The organism is Cyanobacterium sp. HL-69, assembly GCA_002813895.1.
Taxonomy (GTDB): Bacteria; Cyanobacteriota; Cyanobacteriia; order Cyanobacteriales; family Cyanobacteriaceae; genus Cyanobacterium.
This window is the reverse complement of sequence record CP024912.1, coordinates 1,831,300-1,856,577: the sequence shown is the minus strand read 5'-3', so window position 1 is coordinate 1,856,577 and position 25,278 is coordinate 1,831,300. Positions and strand designations below refer to the sequence as shown.

Genomic DNA, 25,278 nt, shown 5'->3' with positions numbered 1-25,278 from the left:
TAGGGGGTCATCTCCTATTCTGGTTGGGAAAAAATAGCAAATACAGAAGTATAACCATGGACAAAGGTTGAACCACCCACAGGGCCAATTTCACCGTTGCAGAAGAATCCTGATACGGGAATATCTACAAAGTAATCTAATAGTAATTCCGAGTCAAAATTAGGCTCTCCGTATAATCCTTCTCCCCTACCCATACAAGAAAACATCAATGCACCTACCGCAGGAAGTTCGTCTTTGAGGTCACAATAGTTATCAAGGAGGGTTTCTAAGTCTTCCGCTGAGGCGTTACCATCACGGAGGTGAAAACGTATCCTTTGCCCTGCCCTGATGCGATCGCCCACTGCGATCGCACCGTGTTTAGGATCAACCCCCATCAAATTACGGATCAAAAAATCCCCATGATTTAATTCCAACTTAAACTCATCCCTTGCAATACCTATAAAGAGGGAGTGTTGAGCCAATTCTTGATCCTCCGTATCCAAATCATTAACCAACTCTCGCAAAAAATTAAGAGGTGAATCCGTATTACCTTGATTATCAGTCAACTCTAAAATAATATTTCTTTCCCCCTTCGTCACCTGATAAATCTTACCGATAGAGCGACATCCTTGAGCCACAATGGACTCCACCACAATCTTACCACTCATAGCCAGACCAATAGTTCCTTGAGTAGCAAAACACCCTTCTGGCTCATCAGGAGTACGATAAAATAAGCCACTAGCTACCCCCATAGTGCTAGAACTAGCCAAACCCCCAACTTTAATAGCGCTGGGATAAGCATAATCTAACCCTTCGATTAACTCATTAGTAGCTCCCGAAAAAGGATCAGACAATAAAATAAAATTGGGTTTTTCTTCAGGAGGCACTCCCACCATGTCCCACCACTCTTGGGGAGGACTATCAGAGTCTGGCAAATCATCAGGGAGAATATGGAATAAATTCAAATCCACATCAGGTAAACAAGCCACAGTCAAACTAAGGGCAGGGCTAGACTCCACCTCCGCAGGTTGCTCCTCATCTTCCATACCCACAATACCTCCACCACCGCAACCAATGAGATAACCAATGGGAAATTTATCTAACAATAAAGGCAATAACCTTGCATAATCACTGGCAAAAGCAGAGGAAATAAATAAAATGCCCAAATCTGGATTGCCAGTCAAACGTTCCTGTAATTTTTCCACCACCTCATCGACTGCTTTTTCTAAAGATGATTGAACAGAAAGGGCATTAATCCACTGAATTTTTTGTGACATAGGCATTTTAAAATGGATGGAATCTAGTCCATTAATATTTGTCTAACTGTCTTATACAACAGCATCAACCTCTAATTATTAACTTTTGCTCGCCTCTTGTCAATTATTTTCATGCCCTTGCTTTTCGTACAAACAAAAACCCCTCACCCTTAGGGAGAGAGGTTAGGACTAGAGGGAAAGTGAAGTTCGATTATTGTATATCACTAACACGATGGATATTAAGTACATCACTAATGTTTTTGATTTTTTGTATCACACTGCCTAATTGTTCCGAATCCTTCACATCTAGGGTAAGAAAAATAGAAGCAGGGTTGCCAAGGTCAGTTTTTACCGAAGCATTACTAACGTTAATATGATAGTCGCTTAATCTACCGAGAATATCTCGTAAAACACCTACCCTATCGATGGTTTTAACGATTAAATCCACAGGATATGTTACCGCACGATTAGATTTTGGTTGACTATTCCATTTTACAGGAATAAAGCGATCGCCCTTAACATTTGCTAAATTAGGACAATCATGATGATGAATAGAAATAGCCCGTTGATGGGTAATCACCCCCACAATAGACTCTCCAGGCACAGGGCGACAACACCCCGCAATATGATATTCTAAACCCTCAATCCCGGCAATAGGATATTTAGTGGCATCAATTTCTTTATAGTGCTTATGATGAATCTGAGCAGAAGTTAAAAGAGTTTCTTCCTCAAGGCTAGTGGGCTTACTAACCGATTGCTCCTTATTTTCTTCCCGCAAACGGTTGATTACCTGAGTAGAAGTAATCTCCCCATAACCCAAAGCCACCAACAAATCATCTACCTTATGAAAATTACACTTTTGAGCAACCTTCATCATGGTGTCAGACTTAATCAAAGATTCTAAACCATTTTTACCCAACTCTTTTTCCAATAAATCCCTACCCCTCGCAATATTTTCATCACGGTGAGATAACTTATACCATTGACGGATGCGGTTACGGGCAGTAGGAGTTTTAACAAAATTAAGCCAATCAAGACTAGGATGGGCATTATTTGCCGTAATAATTTCTACAATATCCCCATTTTCCAAAATACGATCCATAGGCAGCCAACGACCATTTATCTTTGCCCCCTTCATATGGTTTCCCACTTCTGAGTGAATGCGATAGGCAAAATCCACCGCCGTAGAGCCACGATTAAGAGAAATTAAAGCCCCTTGGGGAGTAAACACATATACATCATCATCAAAAAGATTTTCCTTAAGGTTATCAACATACTCCTCAGCATCCTTCAAATCCTTTTGCCAGTCCAAAAGTTGCCTTAACCAAGTAAACTTTTGTTCATCATTAGACAAATTAGTATTCTGAGAATTACCCGCTTCCTTATATTTCCAATGGGCAGCAATCCCATATTCAGCGATATGGTGCATTTCCATGGTGCGGATTTGAACTTCGAGGGGGCGTCCATTTAAACTAACCACGGTAGTATGCAAAGATTGATAAAGGTTAGGTTTCGGTAAGCCGATATAGTCCTTAAACCTACCTGGAATGGGGCGGAAAGCATCATGCACCACCGCAAGGGCTTGATAACATTCTTGTTTGGTGTTAACGATAATACGCAGGGCGGCAATGTCAAAAATTTGGTCAAATTCTTTTTGTTGTCTTTGCATCTTTTCATAGATGCCATAAAGATGTTTAGGACGCCCTTTTACTTCGATGGGATTAATATTGGACTCTTTTAACCCTTCATTGACAATGTCGATAACTTGATTAATTCTTGTTTCTCTATCGCTTCTTCTCTCAGAAATTAGATTACGAATATTTTGATAATCTTCTGCGTGTAGGTATTTAAAACTTAAGTCTTCTAATTCCCATTTAAACTGCCACATTCCCAAACGATTGGCTAGGGGGGCAAAAATTTCTTTGGTTTCCGTAGCGATTAATTTTTGCTTGTCTGAGGCTAAAAAATCTAGGGTACGCATATTATGCAGTCTATCGGCAAGTTTCACCACAATGACTCTTATATCTTGTGCCATGGCAAGAAACATTCGACGAAAATTCTCGGCCTGTCTTTCGGTTTTGTTGGAAAAGTTAAATTTTGATAGTTTGGTAACAGCTTCTACTAATTGTCTAACACTATGACCAAATAATTCTTCTATATGGTCAGGGGTAATGTCTTCGTTGTCTTCTACTACATCATGGAGAAAACCAGCGGCTATCATCTCTGCGTCTCCGCCCAATTCTCTTAATAATTCGGCAACGGCGATGGGATGGATGATATAAGCCTCCCCTGATTTGCGATATTGCCCTTCATGGAGTTTGTAGGCATATTCAAAGGCTTTACAAATAAGGTTATTGTGGGGATCATTTTGATCCCCGATCATACATTGGTTTAGCCATTCTGGAAGATGGATTTTTTTTTCTTTATCTTTACTAGGAGTTGCGACAGTCATAGGGTTATATTTTTGGGGTAGTGGTTAAAATATTCCAATTTTTCCCTAATTTTTTTCATTAAATTTAACTCTATAGCCTCTTGATGAGGGAGTGTGTTTTAATGATGTTTGAAATAAGGGAAGATAGATAGTATGTTTTTTGGTTTTAGAAAAACAATGGAGATTTACTTAAATTAAGTAATGTTGATGGTAATGTTTTACTCTACGGAAAACCTTGAGATTGTTTATGTTTTTGACTTTCTCGGTTGCCGAAAAGAGACTTTAATCTAAGTATAATCAAAAACGCTTAATTATATGATTGTAACGCAATATAAAAACAATGTTATCTAAATCACATTTTTCTATGATAAAGAATTGGGTATTTTTACTTAAAGATTTTCAAAGTCAATGGCTTTTACAAGAAATAAACAATTATTATCAAACTCCTATATGGCAAAAAATTAATGAGTTTTTACACTCACAAATTATGAAACTTTCTGAGGATGATTTTCCTACGGATACATTTTCTCAATGGCAGTCTTGGCAAACGGAAAGTTATCGTTTTATTCGTCTTCTAAATACGGAGTTGTTATTTTTTGCATCGGCCAAACAACCCCAAACTAAACACCTTAAAGCTAATAGTATTAATGAAAAGTTGCAAGGTGCGATCGCCCTTAGCGAACATTTAATTCATCAGGGAATAGGGAACGGGGAATAGGCAATGGTAATATTAAAATTTGATTATCGATTATTTATTAACTAAAAACCAACATCGCCTGAAAAAGTCAACAAACACAAGAGTTAAATCTGTATTCGCAAACCATCTCAGGCGATGAATGTTTATTCTTTCAACCTTGATTTAACAAGGATTTTTTGGTTCTCATCAAGAGAAACTCGTTATCATTTCAAAGCTAGAAATTAGCTAAGAGCATTGATAGCATAGTCGAGGTAGGAGTTAGCTTCTACAGCGGGATCTCCACTTAAACCGTGGTTAGCTTTGATATATTTTAAAGCCTCGATGTACCAGCTAGGAGATAACTCGAAGCTACGGTTGATTTCATCAATACCAGCGATTAAATACTCATCCATAGGACCAGTTCCACCAGCTACTAAACAGTAGGTAACCATACGTAGGTAGTAACCGATGTCACGAGAACATTTTGCTTTACCTTCAGAGGTAGAAGCGTAGTTAGCACCGGGGGTAGAAGTGGTGTAAGGGAATTTGCTGTAAACAGCGTTAGCAGCGCCATCAACTAAACGTTGAGCGTTTTCGGTCAACGATTTAGCCGCAGATAAACTGGCACTAGCTTGACGGAAACGACCGAAAGCGGTTTGGATTTCGGTGCTGCTGAGGAAACGACCTTGAGAATCTGCTGCGGATACTGCTTCAGTTAAAGGGGTTTTCATTGTCTAATATTCTCCTTAAATTTTTGTATGTGTTAACGAAATGATTTTTTAACTTTTTGGTAGCTATTTAATTACGCTACTGCAGCAGCAGCACGGTCAAAATAGGTAGCAACTTCAGCCATTAATTGGCTACAATCACCAAGGGTGATGTTGTTGGTGTCGTTAGCAATTGCTAAAGCAGCGTCTTTCATTTTTTGTACGCCAACAGCAACGGAAGATCCAGGAGTACCTAATGCTAAGTAGGTTTCACGAAGTCCATTTAAACAACGATCTTCTAATACGGAAGCGTCACCAGAGAAGATAGCGTAGGTAACGTAACGTAAAATGATTTCCATGTCACGAAGACAAGCTGCCATACGACGGCTGGTGTAAGCGTTTCCACCAGGAGCGATTAGTTGAGGCTGTTCAGCAAATAAGGAACGAGCTGCGTTGGTAACGATAGCAGAAGCGTTACTGGTGATACGGTTAACGGTATCCATACGCTTGTTGCTTTCGGCAACCATTTGGCTTAGAGCATCGATTTGAGAGGTAGATAGGAACTCTCCACGAGCGTCAGCTTGAGAAACAACCCTTGTGAATGCGTCGTACATTTTAAGTTAATCTCCTAAATTGAATTAGTTTTGTTAGTGTTTGTTTTATTAAATTTGATTTAACTTTTTTTTTTCGTTAAACCTTGGGAGTAAACCCTTGCAAATTAGTTTCCTACATTATGAGCTTAAAACCAAGTTTTTGTTAAGCATTTGTAAAGAAACTTAATTTTTTTACATTTGTTTTTTGTCAATGGGTCTTTTTTTACTTCCCGAATACTGTTATACATCTTTCTTGGTCTTTTTAACGTTACATCATGTTAATTTTTTCCTCTAACTTCTTTACATTTGTTAATACTAGAATGGATAAATATTAATAAACCTAGGAATGTACAACTATTAAGAAGTCCTTTAATTGATAATTAAGAATGGATGATGGATAATGACAATGAATCAACATTTTCTCGTTGATAAATCTAGAACTAGAATTTATCTTTATTTTATTAACTATTTATTAATTGAACTCTTATGAAACCTCGTCCTAGAAAGAAGCAAGAATCATTTTCTCCAAAAAATTCCTATGGGGATCAAAAAATTCCTCGTAAAAGAGATGATGCCCCTCGTTTAAAGCCCCAAAAAAGTGATGATCTGGTTTCAGAAACAGAAGAAAGTCATCAGGATTTGATTTATGGGTGTTATCCTGTATTAGAAGTTCTAAAGGGCGATCGCACCTTAAACCGTATCTATGTAACAGGTAAAATGGCCTATGACAAAAGATTTGCCGACCTTATTCAAGAAGCAAAAAGCAACGGCGCTGTCATCGATATAGTTGACTCCAAAAGAATTAGTCAAGTTACCAACTTTGCTAACCATCAGGGTATTGCCGTAACTGTTGCCCCTTACGAATATGTAGAATTAGAGCAATTAATTTCCCAAGCAAAAGCACAAACCCAAAACCCTTTAATCATTATAGCTGATGGGATCAGTGATCCCCATAACCTTGGAGCCATAATTCGTACAGGGGAAGCCCTAGGAATGCAAGGATTAATTATTCCCCAACGCAGAGCCGCAGGGGTAAACTCCACCGTAATGAAAGTAGCAGCGGGAGCATTAGAACATTTTCCCGTCACCAGAGTAATCAACCTCAACCAAGCCATTTCCCAACTACAAGAAGCAGGGTTTTGGATTTATGGCACCGTAGCCGAAAGTGGTAACTATTTACACAGCACAAAATTACAAGGGGCGGTAGGTTTAGTTATAGGCTCGGAGGATAAGGGATTAAGCCAATCTGTGGCTAAATCTTGCGACTTTTTAGTATCTATTCCCATGACAGGGAAAACCCCTAGTTTGAATGCTTCTGTGGCGACGGCTATATGCCTTTATGAAGTATGCCGTCAAAAATTAGTCCGTGAGGCCAAATAACTGGGTAAATGCCCCCCTTGTCAATCCCAAAATCAAGGACTAAAGTTAAGTAAGAGGGAAAGATTATTTCTCATGCGCTTCAAAAACTTTTGGTTAGCAACATATAAATAAGATTAAACTTAAACAAACACTACTATCGAGGTGTCATTTATGAAGGAACTTTTGATCAGAATTCTCAACTTTTTGGGATTGGCTTGTTGGATGAAACTAACTACGGAAAATCCTAGATGTACCTATTATTTTGGGCCGTTTTTGACTAAAAAAGAAGCTAGGGAAAACCAACAGGGTTATATTGATGATTTACTGGAGGAAGGGGCAAAGGAAATTAAAATTTCCATGAAAAGATTTAAACCCACAGAATTAACTATTTTTGAAGAGTTAGGGGAATTTAATGAGCCTTCTCAAAGGGTTACGGTTTCAGGCCAACCTTCTTTAAACTTGTAATTATTATTCATTTATTCTCTGTCTTGGGGTATAATCTTATAGCCTTCGGTCACTATCACAAGATTTTACCCCAGTAAAAAATGCCCATTAGACAACAACCCAGAAGAACCGCCAGAGTTTTGGCACTGCTTAGTTTAGCTCAATTCCGTGGCAATGCGGAAAAGATAGAGCAGTTAGAAATTAACGATTTATTGTTAGGGGCAATCCGTAGTTTGACCACAGAGGTAGAAAATGCTTTGGAAACTGCTTCTGATGAGTTGAATCGCAGTAATGAACAGATTTTTAAGAGTGAAACTCGCACGACTAATGTGGGTAGTGCCAAGGAAATGTTGAAAGATGCGATCGCCTTTACCCAAAAAGCTATTAACCGTCTTGGTACTGTTTTAGAGTTACCTGAATTTGTCCAACTTTCTCAACAGGCACAGGTGAGGGAATATGCCATCGAGTTAATTACCACTGTCAATCGTCGTCAGGGAGAAATTAACCAAATGTTGGACGATGTGATGATTGATTGGAAACTTAATCGTTTGTCTCTGATTGATGGTAATATTTTGCGCATTGCGGTGGCAGAAATGGCTTTTTTACAAATTGAGCCAAAGGTGGCTATTAACGAGGCGGTGGAAATGGCAAAAACCTATTCTGATGATGATGGTTTCCGTTTTATTAATGGCGTTTTAAGAAAAATTAGTGATCAACTTACCAAGTAGGTTTTAGGTGCTAGGTTTTAAATATTTTACTATTCTCCATTCCCTATTTAGCCACAATTCCAGACCATTGGACATTTTTTTCATGGGTGCGACGGTAGGAAAAAAACCGCTCAGGGGTTTGATAAGTGCAATAAGGTGCGATCGCAATTTGTTCTTTTTCGATACCCTTTTGTTGTATTTGAGTATTTATTACTTGGGTTACGTTTAACCTTACCTTACCTTCTTCATTGTCCTCTAAAATAACTTTGTTGAGGGAATCATAACCTTGGGTCAAAATTTCTTGGTCTGTGCCTTCAAAAATGGTTGATAATACCTGTAATGCCACGGGAATATCCACTTGATACACTTCTCCATGAATAGCAGGCCCTAGGGCAAAGAGTAAGTCTTCTTTTTTTGAGCCTAAATGGTCGAAAAGTGCGATCGCATCAGGGACGATTTCTGAAGCAGTGCCACGCCACCCAGAATGAATGGCACATACTTTTCCTAAAGTGCGATCGGCCATCAAAACTGGGGTACAATCAGCACTAGCCACCCATACCGACTCATGGAGTTTTTCGGTAATAATGCCATCTCCTTGAGAATATATAACATTACCCTCCTCATCCTTCCTCACTTCTACCGCCGAGGTTGAAAAAATAATATTAGTGTGAATTTGCTTGAGACGAAAAGCCTTTGCTGAATCATCCAGATATTGGCTCAAAACCTTGGGTGGTTGCCCTGCAAAATCCACCGAAAAAAAACCATGACACCAATCTTTTAACAATTCACAGGTCAAAAATTCTCCTTGGGAAGTAGATTTCCATTGCCACGGAGAAGTATGAGATGATGAATAGGTCATGGTGGGATAATTTTTGATAATAATCAATAAAAATAAATTGCTTATATTTTAATCAAATTTCTCACTATTTAACCAAAATTATTTTACTAATTATAATCCTCGAAAAAATATTAATTCAATTCCTTGGCAATAATACAGTTTCTACCATTTTCTTTGGCTAAATAAAGAGCCTTATCAGCTAGTGCAATTAAATCTGAAGATGAATGATTTTGAGTGGGAATTGTGGTTGTAATACCCATACTTAATGTTATTTGATTACTTACATCAGAATATTCGTGTTTTAATTCTAAACTTTTGATATTTTCTTGGATTAATTCCCCCATTGCGATCGCATCTTGGGTGCAAGTATAGGGTAAAATGATAATAAACTCCTCCCCTCCAAATCGAGCAACTAATTCCCCCGGGCGTTTCACCACAGCACCAAGACAATGGGCAATTTTCTTCAAACACTCATCTCCCTGTAGATGCCCATAACCATCATTATAAGCCTTAAAAAAATCTACATCCGCCATAATAATGGATAAATGATTTTCCTGTCTCAGATGTCTTTGCCACTCATTTTTTATGGTCTTATCAAATAAACGACGATTAGCTACTCCAGTCAAACTATCATTATTGGCAAGGGATTTTAGCTGTATTTCCATTTTTTTTCGTGGAGTAATATCCCTGATAATCAAAGAAAAACCATCTCCCAATTTATTAGCAATAAAATGATACCATTGGCGATGTTCTCCTGTTTTTAAATAAATATCTTCCGATAAAAAACTACCATTTTGTGCCAACTCTTTTAACCTATTAAAAAGATTAGGATCAATCTTATTGATCAATTTTTTACCTACTAATTTACCCACTAAGTTTATTTTATGGGCGTTAATCATTTTTGCAAAAACTGGGTTAACCACGACACAACGAAAATCATCAATATCAGTGTTTAGAGACTTTCTTACTGCCTGTAAGGCGGCAATGCCATCGGAAGAAGTATTCAGAATACTTGCCAGTAATGCCCTTGATTGATATAAAATTTCTTCTGCTTCTTGTCTTTTAGTGATTTCTTTTTCTAATAATTTTTTTTGTTTTTGAATAGTCAACTGATTTTCAATTCTGGCGACCACTTCTTCAATTTGAAAAGGCTTTGTAATGTAATCAGTACCACCTACTTGAAAGCCTTTTACTTTGTCAAATACTTCATTTAACGCACTAATAAAAATAATCGGAATATGCTGAGTAAAAGGATCTTTTTTTATGGCTTCACATACCTGATAACCATCCATTTCTGGCATTGTTATATCTAATAAAATTAGATCAGGAGGATTAGACTGAATTGAGCGTAAAGCAACTTTACCACTCAGGGCTTTTTTACATTATAATTAGAGGAACTTAAGATATTAGCTAAAATTTTTATATTTTCTGCTATGTCATCAACAATTAAAAGATTATATTGAGAATTTTCTGACATTGTGAATAAGGTATAATATATACCAAACAAGGTTTATATTTTGATAGCTATTAAAGATTAATTTTTAGTTGCAGAAAAAAACAAAATAATTACTAAATAACTGATATTTTGGCTAGAAAAAGCCTTTATCTTTAGTTATAATTCTTCGATCAAGTTGGTAATTCTATCTAATGCGAAAGAATTAACTATTTTTGTTAATCCCTCAATTAAATCTGTTTCTATATTAGGTATTTGTTTAATTAAATTTAAAATTAATTGTTCATCTAAATCAATACTAGCTTGATATAGTTGATTTAACCATTCTTGGGGCATGATTAATAAATCCGATGGTTTTAATTATTTGATATTACTAGAAAAAGATTTATTTAACTCCACTTGATTATAAATAAAGCGTACCCCTAAATGTTTGCTCAACATTTCAAAAATGGTTTCTTGGCGAAAGGGTTTGCGCACAAAATCATCACACCCTGCTGACAAAATAATTTCTTTTTCTTCTTCCAACACACTAGCCGTCACCGCAATAATTGCGGTAGCATTACCCATTACAGTGCTTTTAATTATTTTAGTAGCCTCATAACCATTTAATATGGGCATTCGCATATCCATAAAAATTAAATCAGGTTGCCACTCTTGCCAAAGGGCGATCGCCTCTTGACCATTATTTGCTATCTTTAAATCAAACTTAAAAGGCTCTAATAATTTGAATAATAACTGACAATTAATATCCTTATCATCGACAATCAAAATTCTATATTGTGGCTGATTTTCCTCAATACCCACCACCTGTAAACCAGGGTTATGAATCTCAACCTCATCCTCCGCAGCCAAATTGGCATTAATAGAAAAAGAAAAAACACTGCCTACATTTTCCTCACTAGAAACACTTATTTCCCCTGCCATTAATTGTACAAATCTTTTACTAATAGATAACCCTAAACCCGTACCATTATTAACCTCTTTTCCTGTTTGAGTTTGAGTAAATGGTTGAAACAAATTTTTTAATTCATCCTGACTAATACCCTTTCCCGTATCCCTAATAATAAATAAAAGTTTTACTTGGTTTTCTTGCATATTTACTTCTGCATTATGGATATTAGCAATTTGTACCGATATGCCCCCTTGCCCAGTAAACTTAATGGCATTACTAATTAAGTTAAGTAAAATTTGCCTTAACTTTGGTGCATCAGCTTCCATAAAATGAGGTAAATTATCTAATTTCTCAAAAATCAATTGTAAACCTTTCTTCTCACACTTATATTTAAAAATATCTTCACATCATCTAATAATTTATATAAATCAAATTTTTCCAAATTAAGAGTTATTTTACCCGCTTCTATTTTAGATAAATCTAAAATGTCATTAATCAAAGTCAATAAATTTTCTCCGCTACGGTTAATAATATCAAGACTTTCTTGGTGATCTGGGGGAATATTGCTAGACCACAACATAATTTGAGTAAAGCCCAAAATAGCATTTAAAGGAGTGCGTAATTCATGACTCATATTTTGCTAAAAACTCACTTTTGGCATGGTTAGCAACCTCTGCTTTTTCCTTTGCTTTAACTAATTCTTCTGTCCTTAGTTTTACCTTTTCCTCTAAGCCATCCAATAAAATTTTAATGGTGTAAGCCATCTGGTTAAAAGCATCACCTAAATTTCCTAACTCATCATTTCTTGTAATGGGAATAGGTTTTTTATAATCACCATTTTTAAAGCGATTGACAGCCTTATTGAGTGCAAAAATTGGTCTAATAATATAGTTAGTTATTCACAAACCAATTACAAGGGAAATTACCAAGGTAATTAACCAAATAAAAATAGTAATTTTAATATTTTTCTGCACTTCCCCTATCACATCTTTTTCTGGTAAGATAATGACTACAAACCATTTTTCATTTATAATACTATCAAAAGGAAAGACTTGCACAAAAGTAGGTTGATTATCAAGATTAACTTGTAAAAAATTTGGTTCTTGAATTGTACTTAATTCATTACTAATTATTTTATCTAATTCTTTGACAAAAGAAGATGTACTGTTAGCAATATTAACTCTTTTGATAACTTGTTCTAGTGGATCTGCTTCAGGATTAGTGATCACAACAGAATTTTCTAGGGAACTAGCAATTAAGTTACTAGAAGCATCAATAATAAAAATTTCTCCTGTTTTTCCAATGGTTAAATCATCCAAAACATTGCTAAATAAAGATAATGGTAAACCACTGAATAAAACTCCGTCTAATTGATTATTTTGATCATAAACAGGTTCTACTGTGGAAATAGCTAAGCGTTGAGTCGGTTTGTATATGAAAACATCACTCCAAATAATTTCACCCGTAGTTATAGCTTGTTGATACCAAGGACGATTTTCATTGATAAAGTTAGGAATTACGGTTTTTTGTGCTAGTCTATTTCCTTGATTATCGATTCCGTAAATGCGTAAATTAGTGGGAAAAGTTTGATCCATTAAGTTCAAGTCAATTTCATTATTCTCTAGTCTTTCAACTCCGATTAATTCTCCTTGGGATGAAGCATAACCAATAAAGCCAACGTCAGGAGAACTATTAATTTAATTTGTTTCCACAGGTATCTTTCCATCAAATCAAAGTCTTCATAGTTGAGGATTCCTAAGTCACGGTTGTCCAGATTTCGTAGATTAATGTTTAAGGGTTGGGATAAATAGTTATTTAGTTGTTGTGATATTTTACTGTTTATTTCTATGGGTATTTGTAGGGCAATTTCTTCCACAGCTTTACTACTATTCTGGAAGGAGACATAACCAACTAAGCTAACGCTACTAACAAGGGGAGCAACGAAAAGAACAATGATTTTAAAACGCAGAGAGGTGAATGGTTGCATAAGAGATGAAGAAGTAAAAAATATTTATTATGTAGTTGGTTTAAATGAAAATACTTGATAAAAATAATTGCTATGTAAAACTATTTACCCAGTGATGAGGAGGTAAAATAAGCAGAAAAAATGAATTAAAGTTTAATGGTTTATTATCCATTATCCATCATCCAGAGGTGCAGATATAAGTAAAATAGAGAGATTGAAACTCTCGTTAAATATAAAAAATTATGAGTCAATTTGATTATGATTTAGTTATTATTGGTGCTGGTGTGGGTGGCCATGGGGCTGCTTTACACGCCGTTAAGATGGGTTTAAAGACTGCCATCATCGAAGCGGCTGATATGGGTGGTACTTGTGTTAACCGTGGTTGTATTCCTTCTAAGGCTCTTTTGGCGGCTTCTGGGAAGGTTCGGGAATTGGCTGATACTTCCCATCTACAGGAAATGGGTGTAAGTGTTGGTGATATTACTTTTGACCGCAGTGCGATCGCCCATCATGCCAATGATTTAGTGAGTAAAATTAGGGGAGACTTAACCAATAGTTTAAAAAGATTAAAGGTTGAGACTATCAGAGGTTGGGGAAAAGTGATTGCCCCCCAGAAAGTAGCCATAGAAACCGAATCAGGGGAAAAAATCATTACCGCCAAGGAAATTATGCTCTGCCCTGGGTCAGTGCCTTTTGTACCAAGGGGTGTAGAGATTGATGGTAAAACTGTATATACTAGCGATGACGCCGTCAGATTGGAGTCTTTGCCCCAATGGATAGCGGTGATTGGTAGTGGCTATATAGGCTTGGAATTTGCGGATGTTTATACTGCCCTTGGCTCAGAAATTACCATGATTGAAGCCATGGATAAATTGATGCCCACTTTTGATCCCGATATTGCTAAAATTGCCGAGAAGGTATTAATCAATAGCCGTGACATTGAAACCTATACGGGGGTATTCGCCACCAAGGTAATTCCCGGTACTCCTGTAATGATTGAATTAACCGATGCGAAAACCAAGGAAGTGGTAGAAGTGTTGGAAGTGGATGCCTGTTTAGTGGCCACGGGGCGCATCCCTGCCACCAAAAATCTAGGCTTAGAAAACTTGGGCATCGAAACCGAAAGAGGCTTTATCCCTGTTAATGACAAAATGCAAGTCTTAAAAGATGGTGAAGTAGTACCCCATCTCTGGGCGGTGGGTGATGCCAATGGCAAAATGATGTTAGCCCACGCGGCTTCTGGGCAAGGGATTGTGGCCGTAGAGAATATGTGTGGTAATGAAAAAACCATCGATTATCGTAGTATTCCTGCAGCTGCTTTTACCCATCCCGAGATTAGCTATGTGGGGCTTAATGAGCCTCAAGCCAAGGAGTTGGGTGAAAATGAAGGTTTTGAGGTGGGAACGGCTAAAACTTACTTTAAGGCGAATTCTAAGGCGTTAGCGGAGAAAGAAACTGATGGTATCGCCAAGGTTATTTACCGTAAGGATACAGGAGAGTTGTTAGGGGTACATATTATCGGTATTCATGCTTCTGATTTGATTCAAGAGGCGGCAAATGCGATCGCATCTCGTCAATCAGTCCATGAATTGGCGTTCAATGTTCATGCCCATCCTACCCTTTCTGAGGTACTCGACGAAGCCTACAAACGGGCTAGTTAAGCATATTATATCCGATTTATAAACCATACTGTTATTTATGGTTTATGGGCAATGGGCCCCGAGTCCATTGTTCGTCTTATTATTATTTTTTATACGGATTTAGTCAACAATCCCCCAATTGTGGGGGATTTTTATTGCAAACAATTATTCGAGTGTTGTACTGGATAAAAATTTGTTATGAATTATCAATTATCAATTACTCTTCTGCCTACATTCTTTCAATAATTTTTTGGACAATTTGCACCCCAGTAAACGCCTGCCAAGCAAAAATACCTAACATGGTCATATTTAAACCCACATGGGAAAAACGAGCAAAACTACTACCCTTTTGCATATAAGGTACCAAAGAAGCAGAAGTAGTCACCATGGCCATCATACCCAAACCAGCGAGAAGGTGAGGTCCTACAAACAATTTGCCACTGTTAATATAAGTAACAGCCATACCTCCCACAGTACCCAAAACGATTAAAGCCATAAACAAAGAGCCCACTTTGTGATGACGGTTGATAAAATTACCTTTGATTAATTCTTTTCTTTCTTCCTTGTCTGCCTGACGAAGACGCTTTACCTTAATACCTAAATAAAGAGAATAAATTGCCGTACCGAATAACACCCACATCAAGACGGGATGGGCAAATTGCGACCATACTTTAACTGATTCCATTTGTTTTCCTCAATTGATCTAAAAACTAATTATAAAACTTAATATAAGTTAACATAAAAGTAGCAAATCCCGTAAATGCACAGAGTACCGAGATTATGTCACAATCAAAAGGAGATAGTTTAAGCTCAAAGTGAGAAAAAAGAATATGAATTTACCTATTCAAGCAGTACAAGCACCCTATCGAGGTGATGCTTCCTATCGTACACCACCCCCTGACTTACCCTCATTGTTGTTGAAGGAGAGAATTGTTTATCTGGGTTTACCCCTTGTTTCTCCTGATGAATATAAGGATCAAATTGGTCTTGACGTGACAGAATTAATTATTGCTCAATTGTTATTTTTACAATTTGATGACCCCGATAAACCTATTTATCTCTATATCAATTCCACTGGGACATCTTGGTATGGTGGCGATTCCATTGGTTTTGAAACCGAGGCTTTTGCTATTTGTGACACCATGAGCTACATTAAACCCCCTGTGCATACCATTTGCTTAGGTCAGGCCATGGGTACAGCAGCGATGATTTTGGCTTCTGGTACGAAAGGATGTCGGGCGAGTTTACCCAATGCAACCATTATTTTACATCAATCTCGTCAAGGGGCGCAAGGACAAGCTACGGATATTCAAATTAGAGCCAGAGAAGTTATTACCAATAAAAGGGTAATGATGAATATTTTGGCTGATAAAACTGGGCAACCAGTGGAAAAAGTAGAAAAAGATACCGATCGCATGTTCTACATGAATCCTCAACAGGCAAAGGAATATGGATTAATCGATCGCGTCTTAGAAAGTAGTAAAGACTTACCATCCCCCGCCCTAACTACCATTTAACCCTTATAATAAGGGGCGATCGCCCATATATCTACTACCAAGAGCGCCCCGAACCAAACCAAAATAAATTAAAATAATCAATAAGAATAAGAGGAAAAAAGATGCCCATTGGAGTACCAAGAGTTCCCTATCAAATGCCCGGTCAAGCCTACAGCGACTGGGTGAATATATACGATCGCCTTTATCGTGAGCGCATCATCTTCCTTGGTAGAGGCGTAAACGATAGTTTAGCAAACCAAATTATTGCCGTCATGTTGTACCTCGACTCCGAAGACAACAACAAACCCATCTACCTTTATATCAACTCCCCCGGGGGTTCTGTCACCGCAGGAATGGCAATTTATGATACCATGCAACATATCAAATCAGAAGTTGTCACCATCTGTGTTGGTTTAGCCGCCTCCATGGGAGCATTCCTACTTGCCTCTGGTGCCAAAGGCAAAAGACTCGCCCTACCCCACTCCCGAATCATGATTCACCAACCCCTAGGAGGCATTCAAGGGCGCCGTCAAGCCACCGACATCGAAATTGAAGCCAAAGAAATTATACGCATCAAAAACGATCTTAACCGCATCATGGCATTCCATACAGGTCAAACTATCGAAAAAATTGAAAAAGATACCGATAGAGATTACTTCATGTCTGCCCACGAAGCCAAAGAATATGGTCTAATCGATAAAGTTATTGAAGATAGAGTCTAGTTTATAGTACATCTGTACATTGACAAACCCTTAACCTATCCTTTACACTAATCACTATGTGTGGGGAGAGAATAAGAAAGAGAATCGAGACGAAACAAGGTAAGTCGCCGATTCTCTCTCTTTTTTTAACCAAAAAAAACCCCCAAAAACATTTGGAGGAGTTTATTAGGTCATTATCTAAGCCTTGATTAGTTAGTAGTTTGAGAAGTAAACATCTCTTTTAATTTACTTAACTCATCAGCCCAACGAGGATCTGGTTGTGCAGAATCCGCCACAGAGAAAGACTTACTACCAGATTTAGAAGAAGTTTTACGACCTTTCTTACCTTTTTTCGCCGCAGTACGCTTACTGGGTTTTTCGGTTACTTTTTCACCATCTGCACTAGGCACAGCCTCAGCCGCATCATTTTCAGAGCCTTCCTTCTCATTTTTATTGCGAGGTAAAGCCTTCTCGATGAATAAAGTAAAATCATTACCTTCTTCATCCTTAAAAGGTGCGTCATTATAAATCAAAGGTTGGTCATTATACTTAGCGATAAATTCATCCGCAGCTTCATCAGTAGGTACAGTTACAAAACCAAACCCACGACATTCATTTTTTTTACGTTCCTTAATAAGTTTAGTAGTGAAGGGAGGTTCAAACTCACTAAACATTTTTTCCAAACTTTCTTTTTCTAATTCTGCTTTGGGTAATTTTACATAAAGACGTACAGACATTTTATATCCTCCAAAGATTAAATATTTACTAAAATTTTCTAACTATATAATTATCACCCCAGAATAACCCACACTCAGACAACAAAAAAGTTAGTATGCTAAAATCAGCCACTAACTGCTTCTTATCAATTTCTATTTTATTATCGGCTCTGTGTGCCTTTACAACCATTTCTTGCTTTAATACCAAGGTTAAATTGAAGAATTTTGAGGAAGTTTTGAACTCGAGTAAGGACGATCTGAAGTTTGACTATTTTTTGTTAATTTAAAATTACCATTACAATTATAATAGTACCAGATTGTTGACACTCCCCACGAATAAATTCAGGGGATTCTAATTTCAACCACCCAACTTATCAGCCAAACTGTCGCTTAGCTGACAGAGGTTCATGTGTCCATTAGCGTTTACCAGTTCAAGACTGGAAGTTAGGGGCTGCCCATCCCTACTTAATTCTCTCAATGCTCTAGCTAAGATATTGATTGCCCCTGCTTCATCTCTATCCATTACACAACCGCATTTACAGATATGTATTCTTTGAGATAAAGTTTTCTTGACTATGGCTTGGCAATTAGAACATTCTTGACTGGTGTATTATGGACTTACACCAGAAACAATCTCACCCATAACCTTACCGTAGTATTCTAACCAATCGAAAAATACTTTCGAACTAGCATCATTGATACTTTTAGGTTAAGCTAAGCTTGGATGTCGCCACTCAAGCTTGTCTTTAAAACCGTGCATGAAACTTTCGCTTCACACGGTTTCTCTCTGATAAACCCTTTATCATGGGTACGATTCAAACTTCCATCTTTAGACATCTTATACCAAATCCGAAAGATATACTATACTAATAGTAATAAAAATAATGTTAGATAGAATCAATGGCAAGAAAAGTATATTTAGCAGATTATTTGAGTAGAGAAGAATTAAAAGAAAAATATTTTTCCAATAAAGATAATGTGGAATCAAGACGATGGCACTTATTGTGGAAAATATCTTGTGGATGGAGCGTAAAAAATAGTGCCTTAGCAGTAGGAATAAGTTACATTTACGCCAAACAAATAATTAAAAAGTATAACAATCAGGGAGAACAAGGAATATTAAATGGTCGTAAAACAAGAAAAAAATATTTCGGTGGAAAAAAAAGCCTATTAACAGACCAGCAATTACAAAAATTAAAGTCAGAATTAGAATCGAAACCAGAAGATGGAGGACTTTGGACAGGACCGAAAGTAGCTCGTTGGATAGAAAAAGAAACAGGAAGAGAAAAAGTGTGGAATCAAAGGGGGTGGGACTATCTAAAAAAGTGCAGATACTCTTGGCAGAGTCCGAGACCAAAACATAGAAAAGGAGATGCCAAGGAACAACAAGAATTTAAGCACAATTTTAAAGAGAAAGTAAAAGCTCTTGAAGCCAAACATAGTGGAGAACAAGTAGATGTGTGGTTTTTTGATGAACACAGAGTAGGATTAAAACCGATTTTAAGGAAAGTGTGGGGGAAAATAGGAGAAAGACCCACTGCAATAGTCAATCATCGTTATGAGTGGTTATATATTTACGGTTTTGTCAAGCCAAAAACGGGAGAAACATTATGGTATTTAATACCGAGAGTAAATACACAATGGTTAAATTTAGTCTATGAAGCATTTTTTGCCAAGGATGCTCTGGTAGACAATAAAAAAGTCTTGTTAGTAGAAGATAATGCCGGTTGGCATCGGAGTAAATCATCAAAAGTGCCTCAAGGAATTGAAATAGAATATTGACCACCATACTCTCCAGAACTACAACCAGCCGAAAGATTGTGGAGTTTAGTAGATGAACCTTTAGTTAACCAATATTTTGAAAGTATAGAAGAAATCGAAGACATTCTTATCCAACGCTGTAATTTTCTTCGGCAAGAAATGCAGGAAGAAATTAGAAAGTTAACTAACTATCACTGGCTTAATTTTTCTCTCTAAATAAGTAGACTACTTAAACAGGATTTGGTATTAGATATTTTTTAAAACCTTTAAAAGAACTTGAGCTTTTAGCTTTGTCTCCTCAAATTCTTGATCTTTATCAGAAAGGGCAGTGATTGCACCCCCTACACCAATGGTAGTTTTATCCTTCGTCACGATGGCAGTACGAATAACAATATTGAGATCCAGAGTACCATTAAAGCTCAAAAAGCCGACACTACCTGAATAAATACCCCTCGCTTCCGTTTCCAGTTGATCAATTATTTTGAGGGTACGTTTTTTTGGGGCTCCTGTCATGGAACCCCCGGGGAATATATATCTCAAGCAATCCAGGGTAGTAATTCCTTGTTTGAGTTTACCCCTAACGGTGGATACCATTTGATGGACACTGCTATAACTTTCGATCGCCATTAACTTTGGTACAGATACACTACCTATCTCGCAAATTTTGCCTAAATCATTGCGTAATAAGTCAACAATCATCAAATTTTCGGCTTTTTCTTTTTCACTGAGACTCAATTGCTGTCGTAGTTGCTCATCTTCTTCTTTTGTAATGCCCCTTCTCACCGTGCCTTTTATAGGTTTGGACTCTAGCCAACCTTGTTTGTCAAGGTGTAAAAATCGCTCTGGAGATGAACAGATAATGGTGGCATCTTCCCATTGAATAAAGGCACTATAAGGGGCTGGGTTTTCTTTTCGCAAACGGCAATAGTATTCTAAAGGGTTATCAATGGGAGGTAAATTTATTTGATTTGTTAAACATATTTCATAACTTTCTCCTTGTTTAATTTTCTCGAAACAAATATCGATATTATCAAGATATTGTTGTTTATTTCTAGTTAAATAAATTTCTTGTTTATACTCTATTTTTTCTTTATTTAAAGTTTGCTTAGATACTTTTAATAGCTTTATTTCTATTTTTTTAAACCATTTTTGTGCTTCACTATCTTCTCCTTTTTTACCTATATATAGTAAATAAATTTCTTTTTTTTGATGGTCAAAAGCTAAAGTGCGATCGCCCTTAATCAAATAACAATCAGGTAAAGAGGAAGTATATTTATTGTCATATCCTGATAACTGCTTCAATTCATAACCAAAATAGCCTACTAAACCACCACAAAAATTAAAAGGTAAACTATTATTATCACAGTAATATTTCTCTAATAGACTATCTAAATACTCATAAAAATCAATATTATTTAATATTTCTTGATTATCTTTTTGATTGATAAATATTTGATTATTGTTAACGTTATACTTGATAGTAAAACTTTCATCTCCTTGAGTATCTCCCATAAAAGAGAAGCGAGATAAACCTTCAGCAATCATGCTACTATCAAGCCAAAAAGTATTATATGATAAGCTGTAAAGATTTTTAAAAACTAATTCTGGGTCTTGCCAATTAGTAATCTTATGATAGTAAATTTTATGTATACTTTCTTTTTCGTCTTTTTTAAAATATTTTTGTTGTGATTCTATAAAATATTTAATACTTCTTTTTTTATGATAATCAATAGTTATTTTTTTGAAATTATTTAATAACTTATAGCCATATTGAGAACCGATAGATTCAGGATGGAATTGAACACCCCAAAAAGGTTTATATTTATGGCGAATTGCCATGATTAAATTATCATCAGTATGTGCGATCGCCTCTAAATTATTTCCCAGATTATCAATTATCAAAGAATGATAACGTACCACTTCAAACCCAGAAGGAATACTCTCAAAAAGAAGATCATTATCATGATAAATTTTGCTCATTCTCCCGTGCATCGGTATGGGAGCTTTACTAATAGTTGAACCGTAATAATAGCCTAGTCCCTGATGTCCTAAACAAATTCCTAAAATAGGAATATTTGCCTTTGTTAAAACTTCTGCACATACCCCAAAATCTTGTTTTTTAGAAGGATTACCAGGCCCTGGAGAAATAACGATATTATCAAATTTTTCCGCCTTAATTTGTTCCCAAGACCATTGATTGTTAGTAATAACGGTGGGAGATACTTGATTAACTTGGGCTAATAATTGATAGATATTGTGGGTAAAAGAATCGAAATTATCAATTATTAAACTTCTCATTAAAATACGACAGACAGAATACATCTAAATTTCTCTTAAAATTGTAACCTGTATTTATGAGGGGTTGTTACATTTAGCGATGATTTTTAGTATAGCCAAGGAATCAAGAATCTCAAATACTTCATCAATAATTCATAATTGATCACAAATGCCATTTGCCTATTAAATACCAAGGAACAGTAAAATATAAAGTAAAAAGAACAGCAACTATCTGTATAAATTGATGCAAACTATAGAACAACCGATCGCCCCTAGTGCGGAAGATAAACTATTTGATACCACCATTCACCGCCGCCAAACCCGTGCAGTAAAAGTGGGTGATGTCACCATCGGCGGAAACAATCCCGTGGTTGTACAATCAATGATTAACGAAGACACTTTGGACATAGATGGCTCAGTGGCTGGAATTCGCCGTCTTCATGAGATTGGTTGCGAAATTGTAAGGGTGACAGTGCCTAGCATAGCCCATGCCAGAGCCTTAGCAGAAATTAAGCAAAAATTAGCCCAAACTTATCAACCCGTGCCTTTGGTGGCCGATGTCCATCACAATGGCATGAAAATTGCCCTTGAAGTAGCCAAACACGTTGACAAAGTTAGGATTAACCCCGGTTTATATGTGTTTGAAAAGCCTAAGGGCGATCGCACCGAATACACTGAAACAGAATTTGCAGAAATCGGAGCAAAAATAAAAGAAACCCTCGAACCCTTGGTTATTTCCCTACGAGATCAAGGAAAAGCCATGCGTATTGGTGTAAACCATGGTTCATTAGCCGAAAGAATGCTCTTCACCTATGGGGATACCCCAGAAGGTATGGTCGAATCAGCCCTCGAATTTATCAAAATTTGTGAATCCCTCGATTTTAAAAACTTAGTCATCTCCCTCAAAGCCTCCAGAGTGCCTGTAATGCTTTCAGCTTATCGCTTAATGGTCAAAAAAATGGACGACCTAGGCATGAATTATCCTCTCCACCTTGGGGTTACCGAAGCAGGAGACGGGGAATATGGCAGAATCAAATCTACCGCAGGCATTGGAACATTACTCGCCGAAGGCATTGGTGACACCATCAGAGTATCCCTCACCGAAGCCCCAGAAAAAGAAATCCCAGTGTGCTACAGCATCCTCCAAGCCCTTGGATTACGCAAAACCATGGTGGAATATGTTGCCTGTCCCTCTTGCGGTAGAACTTTGTTTAACCTAGAAGAAGTATTGCACAAAGTCAGAGAAGCCACCAAACACCTCACAGGATTAGACATTGCGGTTATGGGGTGTATCGTTAACGGACCAGGGGAAATGGCGGACGCAGACTATGGCTATGTGGGCAGACAACCTGGTTTTATCTCCCTTTATCGTGGACGAGAAGAAATCAGAAAAGTACCCGAAGCCGAAGGGGTTGAACAACTTATCCAGCTTATTAAAGATGATGGCAGATGGGTTGATCCTTAAATATTATAGGGTGGGCATTGCCCACCAGTTAAAATATGATTTAATTTTCCAAAAGATAAATGACCAAAAATAAAAATCTGATCTTCCATTGTTTTCGTTTCTAAAAAAACCATAAAACCCCCATATATTAACAAAAGTTTACAATAAAGGGCAAAATAAGAACCTATTTTAAGGGAAAATAAGTAACGTATAATCTTTTAAATCCCAAGAAAATACAGAAAAAAAATATTAGTTTGCCAATTATGAAAAGATTTTTTTTAATAATTCTAGCTGGGATGTTTTTAATGTGGCAGTCTTTCACTGGCACTGCAAATGCACTCAGTTTAAGCGAAGAACTTCGCACTGTTCCTTTAAATGATCAAGGGGATTTAATCACCCTTAGTAACCAAGAAGCTCAATTAGGTTCTCAATTATTTGTAGCTAGTTGTACTCAGTGTCATATTCAAGGTAAAACCAAAACTAACCCTAACGTAGGTCTTAGTATTGAGGCACTTTCCAATGCAATTCCTGCAAGGGACAATGTTTTAGCTTTGGTGGACTACATGAAATATCCTACTACCTATGACGGTGAAGATGATCTTTCTTTATTACACATGAACACTGACAGATCCGATATTTGGTCTGAAATGAGAAATTATACTGATGATGACCTAGAGGCGATCGCAGGTTACATCTTAATTCAAACTCAAGCTGATCCCAAATGGGGTAAACGTTCCTTAATCGAACCGTAATCCTTAAGCTAGTTTGTTAGGCTTTCTAGGGGCTAATGTATAGCCCCCTTTTTTTGACAAAAAAAATCCCCTCGCCCATGGGGAGAGGGGTTAGAAGAAAAACTAATTATTTTTTCAACCAGCTAAACATAGCACGTAAATCCTTACCTACTTCCTCAATAGGCTGTTCAGCTTCTTGACGACGCATCGCAGTAAATCCTGGTTTACCAGCCTGATTTTCTAAAACGAACTCACGGGCAAACTGTCCAGATTGAATCTCACTGAGAATTTTCTTCATCTCCGCACGGGTTGCATCGGTAACCACACGAGGACCACGGGTATAATCTCCATACTCAGCAGTGTTAGAAATACTACTACGCATCGAAGCCAAACCACCCTCAACAATCAAATCAACAATTAACTTAACTTCGTGTAAACATTCAAAATAAGCAATTTCAGGTTGATAACCAGCAGAAACCAAAGTTTCAAAACCAGCCTTGATCAACTCAGACAAACCGCCACATAATACCGCTTGTTCACCAAATAAATCAGTTTCAGTTTCTTCCCTAAAGCTAGTTTCTAAGATACCAGCACGGGTACCACCAACACCCTTAGCATAAGCCATCGCCAAATCACGAGCTTTACCACTAGCATCCTGATATACCGCAAACAGAGCAGGTACACCCTGACCTTGTTCGTAGGTGCGTCTCACAAGATGTCCAGGCCCTTTGGGTGCAATCATTACTACATCCACATCCGCAGGGGGTACAATTTGACCAAAATGGATATTAAAACCATGGGCAAAAGAAAGAACATTACCCGCACTCAAGTTAGGAGCAATTTCATTTTCATAGATGGTGCGCTGAACCTCATCGGGTAAAAGAATCATGATCCAGTCAGCCATAGAAGAAGCCTCAGCCACACTATAAACCTTTAAACCTTCTGCTTCAGCCTTAGCCGTAGATTTACTACCTTCATATAAACCAACAATGACATTAACACCACTTTCCTTTAAATTAAGAGCGTGGGCATGACCCTGAGAACCATAACCGATAATAGCAACGGTTTTATTAGCAAATAAATCTAAGTTGGCATCATTATCATAGTACATTTGAGCCATTATATAATTACCTCAATATAAAATTTTCAATTTAGTAAGCAATCTTATATCATAGCCTATTAATTGCTACTTGGTAATTACAGTTTGATGA

At 37.1% G+C, this 25,278-nt stretch carries 27 protein-coding genes and 2 pseudogenes; 11 read left to right on the top strand and 18 right to left on the bottom strand.

Translation table 11 applies throughout. The features are described 5' to 3' along the window. Window positions 1–14 precede the first annotated feature (14 nt). Window positions 15–1,256 carry an FIST signal transduction protein gene (locus AA637_RS08495; protein WP_446682392.1) on the bottom strand — a complete coding sequence of 414 codons (1,242 nt, stop codon included), beginning with the start codon at window positions 1,254–1,256 and terminating at the stop codon, window positions 15–17. Between the two features lie 190 nt (window positions 1,257–1,446). Next, on the bottom strand, window positions 1,447–3,687 hold the full coding sequence (locus AA637_RS08490) for a RelA/SpoT family protein (RefSeq protein ID WP_446682391.1): 2,241 nt from the start codon (window positions 3,685–3,687) through the stop codon (window positions 1,447–1,449). A gap of 319 nt (window positions 3,688–4,006) precedes the next feature. On the opposite strand from AA637_RS08490, the gene patD reads away from it, so the two are divergent. Next, a complete protein-coding gene (gene patD, locus AA637_RS08485; RefSeq protein ID WP_446682390.1) occupies window positions 4,007–4,384 on the top strand; it encodes a heterocyst frequency control protein PatD in 378 nt (125 codons plus the stop codon). 200 nt (window positions 4,385–4,584) lie between these two features. Here the strand turns inward: patD and cpcA are convergent, their stop codons facing one another. Both cpcA and AA637_RS08475 read right to left on the bottom strand, forming a co-directional pair. Further along, complete coding sequence (cpcA, locus tag AA637_RS08480) at window positions 4,585–5,073, bottom strand: phycocyanin subunit alpha (protein ID WP_446682389.1); 489 nt, start codon at window positions 5,071–5,073, stop codon at window positions 4,585–4,587. 71 nt (window positions 5,074–5,144) lie between these two features. After that, complete coding sequence (locus AA637_RS08475) at window positions 5,145–5,663, bottom strand: phycocyanin subunit beta (RefSeq protein WP_069791192.1); 519 nt, start codon at window positions 5,661–5,663, stop codon at window positions 5,145–5,147. Between the two features lie 465 nt (window positions 5,664–6,128). On the opposite strand from AA637_RS08475, the gene rlmB reads away from it, so the two are divergent. From rlmB to nusB, 3 genes are all read left to right on the top strand, one after another. Continuing rightward, window positions 6,129–7,022, top strand: a complete 894-nt coding sequence (gene rlmB, locus AA637_RS08470) for a 23S rRNA (guanosine(2251)-2'-O)-methyltransferase RlmB (protein ID WP_446682388.1) — start codon at window positions 6,129–6,131, stop codon at window positions 7,020–7,022. 150 nt (window positions 7,023–7,172) lie between these two features. Continuing rightward, a complete protein-coding gene (locus tag AA637_RS08465) occupies window positions 7,173–7,466 on the top strand; it encodes a DUF1816 domain-containing protein (protein WP_446682387.1) in 294 nt (97 codons plus the stop codon). Window positions 7,467–7,546: 80 nt separating this feature from the next. Beyond that, window positions 7,547–8,173: a transcription antitermination factor NusB gene (nusB, locus tag AA637_RS08460; RefSeq protein ID WP_069791195.1), complete on the top strand. Its 627-nt coding sequence runs from the start codon at window positions 7,547–7,549 to the stop codon at window positions 8,171–8,173. A gap of 43 nt (window positions 8,174–8,216) precedes the next feature. On the opposite strand, the gene pgeF is transcribed toward nusB, so the two are convergent. The 9 genes and pseudogenes from pgeF to AA637_RS08415 all read right to left on the bottom strand — a co-directional run bounded on the left by pgeF (window position 8,217) and on the right by AA637_RS08415 (window position 13,322). Further along, complete coding sequence (gene pgeF, locus AA637_RS08455) at window positions 8,217–9,011, bottom strand: peptidoglycan editing factor PgeF (protein WP_446682386.1); 795 nt, start codon at window positions 9,009–9,011, stop codon at window positions 8,217–8,219. 110 nt (window positions 9,012–9,121) lie between these two features. Next, window positions 9,122–10,309 (bottom strand): diguanylate cyclase domain-containing protein, encoded by a 1,188-nt coding sequence (locus AA637_RS08450; protein WP_446684561.1) that lies wholly within the window; start codon window positions 10,307–10,309, stop codon window positions 9,122–9,124. 293 nt (window positions 10,310–10,602) lie between these two features. After that, window positions 10,603–10,779 (bottom strand): hypothetical protein, encoded by a 177-nt coding sequence (locus AA637_RS08445; protein ID WP_446682385.1) that lies wholly within the window; start codon window positions 10,777–10,779, stop codon window positions 10,603–10,605. A 24-nt stretch (window positions 10,780–10,803) separates the two neighbouring features. Next, window positions 10,804–11,697 carry an ATP-binding protein gene (locus AA637_RS08440; protein WP_446682384.1) on the bottom strand — a complete coding sequence of 298 codons (894 nt, stop codon included), beginning with the start codon at window positions 11,695–11,697 and terminating at the stop codon, window positions 10,804–10,806. After that, window positions 11,694–11,969 (bottom strand): histidine kinase dimerization/phospho-acceptor domain-containing protein, encoded by a 276-nt coding sequence (locus AA637_RS08435; protein ID WP_446682383.1) that lies wholly within the window; start codon window positions 11,967–11,969, stop codon window positions 11,694–11,696. Before AA637_RS08435 ends, AA637_RS08440 begins: the two co-directional genes overlap by 4 nt. Further along, the gene (locus tag AA637_RS08430; protein WP_446682382.1) at window positions 11,959–12,099 is read right to left on the bottom strand and encodes a hypothetical protein; all 141 of its coding nucleotides are present in this window, start codon (window positions 12,097–12,099) and stop codon (window positions 11,959–11,961) included. Before AA637_RS08430 ends, AA637_RS08435 begins: the two co-directional genes overlap by 11 nt. Before the next feature lie 54 nt (window positions 12,100–12,153). Continuing rightward, a pseudogene (locus tag AA637_RS08425) lies at window positions 12,154–12,210 on the bottom strand (hypothetical protein); the annotation flags it as partial. Between the two features lie 24 nt (window positions 12,211–12,234). After that, window positions 12,235–12,930 carry a PDC sensor domain-containing protein gene (locus tag AA637_RS08420; RefSeq protein WP_446682381.1) on the bottom strand — a complete coding sequence of 232 codons (696 nt, stop codon included), beginning with the start codon at window positions 12,928–12,930 and terminating at the stop codon, window positions 12,235–12,237. A gap of 44 nt (window positions 12,931–12,974) precedes the next feature. Beyond that, window positions 12,975–13,322, bottom strand: coding sequence for a hypothetical protein (locus tag AA637_RS08415; protein ID WP_446682380.1), 348 nt, complete (start codon window positions 13,320–13,322; stop codon window positions 12,975–12,977). Window positions 13,323–13,543: 221 nt separating this feature from the next. On the opposite strand from AA637_RS08415, the gene lpdA reads away from it, so the two are divergent. Next, the gene (gene lpdA, locus AA637_RS08410; protein WP_446682379.1) at window positions 13,544–14,962 is read left to right on the top strand and encodes a dihydrolipoyl dehydrogenase; all 1,419 of its coding nucleotides are present in this window, start codon (window positions 13,544–13,546) and stop codon (window positions 14,960–14,962) included. A 208-nt stretch (window positions 14,963–15,170) separates the two neighbouring features. Here lpdA and AA637_RS08405 read toward each other — a convergent pair whose 3' ends face one another. Then, a complete protein-coding gene (locus AA637_RS08405; RefSeq protein WP_446682378.1) occupies window positions 15,171–15,626 on the bottom strand; it encodes a DUF4079 domain-containing protein in 456 nt (151 codons plus the stop codon). 145 nt (window positions 15,627–15,771) lie between these two features. Here AA637_RS08405 and AA637_RS08400 point away from each other — a divergent pair, with 145 nt between their 5' ends. Both AA637_RS08400 and AA637_RS08395 read left to right on the top strand, forming a co-directional pair. Beyond that, window positions 15,772–16,458, top strand: coding sequence for an ATP-dependent Clp protease proteolytic subunit (locus AA637_RS08400; RefSeq protein ID WP_446682377.1), 687 nt, complete (start codon window positions 15,772–15,774; stop codon window positions 16,456–16,458). A 101-nt stretch (window positions 16,459–16,559) separates the two neighbouring features. Continuing rightward, the gene (locus AA637_RS08395; RefSeq protein ID WP_069791200.1) at window positions 16,560–17,159 is read left to right on the top strand and encodes an ATP-dependent Clp protease proteolytic subunit; all 600 of its coding nucleotides are present in this window, start codon (window positions 16,560–16,562) and stop codon (window positions 17,157–17,159) included. A gap of 188 nt (window positions 17,160–17,347) precedes the next feature. Here AA637_RS08395 and AA637_RS08390 read toward each other — a convergent pair whose 3' ends face one another. Together AA637_RS08390 and AA637_RS08385 are read right to left on the bottom strand one after the other, a co-directional pair. Beyond that, window positions 17,348–17,875, bottom strand: a complete 528-nt coding sequence (locus AA637_RS08390) for an RNA recognition motif domain-containing protein (RefSeq protein WP_446682376.1) — start codon at window positions 17,873–17,875, stop codon at window positions 17,348–17,350. Window positions 17,876–18,212: 337 nt separating this feature from the next. Next, window positions 18,213–18,452: pseudogene (locus tag AA637_RS08385) on the bottom strand (zinc ribbon domain-containing protein); the annotation flags it as partial. A gap of 302 nt (window positions 18,453–18,754) precedes the next feature. Here AA637_RS08385 and AA637_RS08380 point away from each other — a divergent pair. Continuing rightward, window positions 18,755–19,636: an IS630 family transposase gene (locus AA637_RS08380; protein ID WP_446682375.1), complete on the top strand. Its 882-nt coding sequence runs from the start codon at window positions 18,755–18,757 to the stop codon at window positions 19,634–19,636. Window positions 19,637–19,672: 36 nt separating this feature from the next. Continuing rightward, a complete protein-coding gene (locus AA637_RS08375) occupies window positions 19,673–19,831 on the top strand; it encodes a hypothetical protein (protein WP_446682374.1) in 159 nt (52 codons plus the stop codon). Window positions 19,832–19,861: 30 nt separating this feature from the next. Here the strand turns inward: AA637_RS08375 and pabB are convergent, their stop codons facing one another. Further along, window positions 19,862–21,913 carry an aminodeoxychorismate synthase gene (pabB, locus tag AA637_RS08370; protein ID WP_446682373.1) on the bottom strand — a complete coding sequence of 684 codons (2,052 nt, stop codon included), beginning with the start codon at window positions 21,911–21,913 and terminating at the stop codon, window positions 19,862–19,864. Window positions 21,914–22,136: 223 nt separating this feature from the next. Between pabB and ispG the strand changes: the two genes are divergently transcribed. Beyond that, the gene (gene ispG, locus AA637_RS08365; protein WP_446682372.1) at window positions 22,137–23,357 is read left to right on the top strand and encodes a (E)-4-hydroxy-3-methylbut-2-enyl-diphosphate synthase; all 1,221 of its coding nucleotides are present in this window, start codon (window positions 22,137–22,139) and stop codon (window positions 23,355–23,357) included. 242 nt (window positions 23,358–23,599) lie between these two features. Beyond that, window positions 23,600–24,088, top strand: coding sequence for a photosystem II cytochrome c-550 (psbV, locus tag AA637_RS08360; protein WP_201150074.1), 489 nt, complete (start codon window positions 23,600–23,602; stop codon window positions 24,086–24,088). Window positions 24,089–24,194: 106 nt separating this feature from the next. Here psbV and ilvC read toward each other — a convergent pair whose 3' ends face one another. Further along, window positions 24,195–25,187 carry a ketol-acid reductoisomerase gene (ilvC, locus tag AA637_RS08355; RefSeq protein WP_446682371.1) on the bottom strand — a complete coding sequence of 331 codons (993 nt, stop codon included), beginning with the start codon at window positions 25,185–25,187 and terminating at the stop codon, window positions 24,195–24,197. Window positions 25,188–25,278 lie beyond the last annotated feature (91 nt).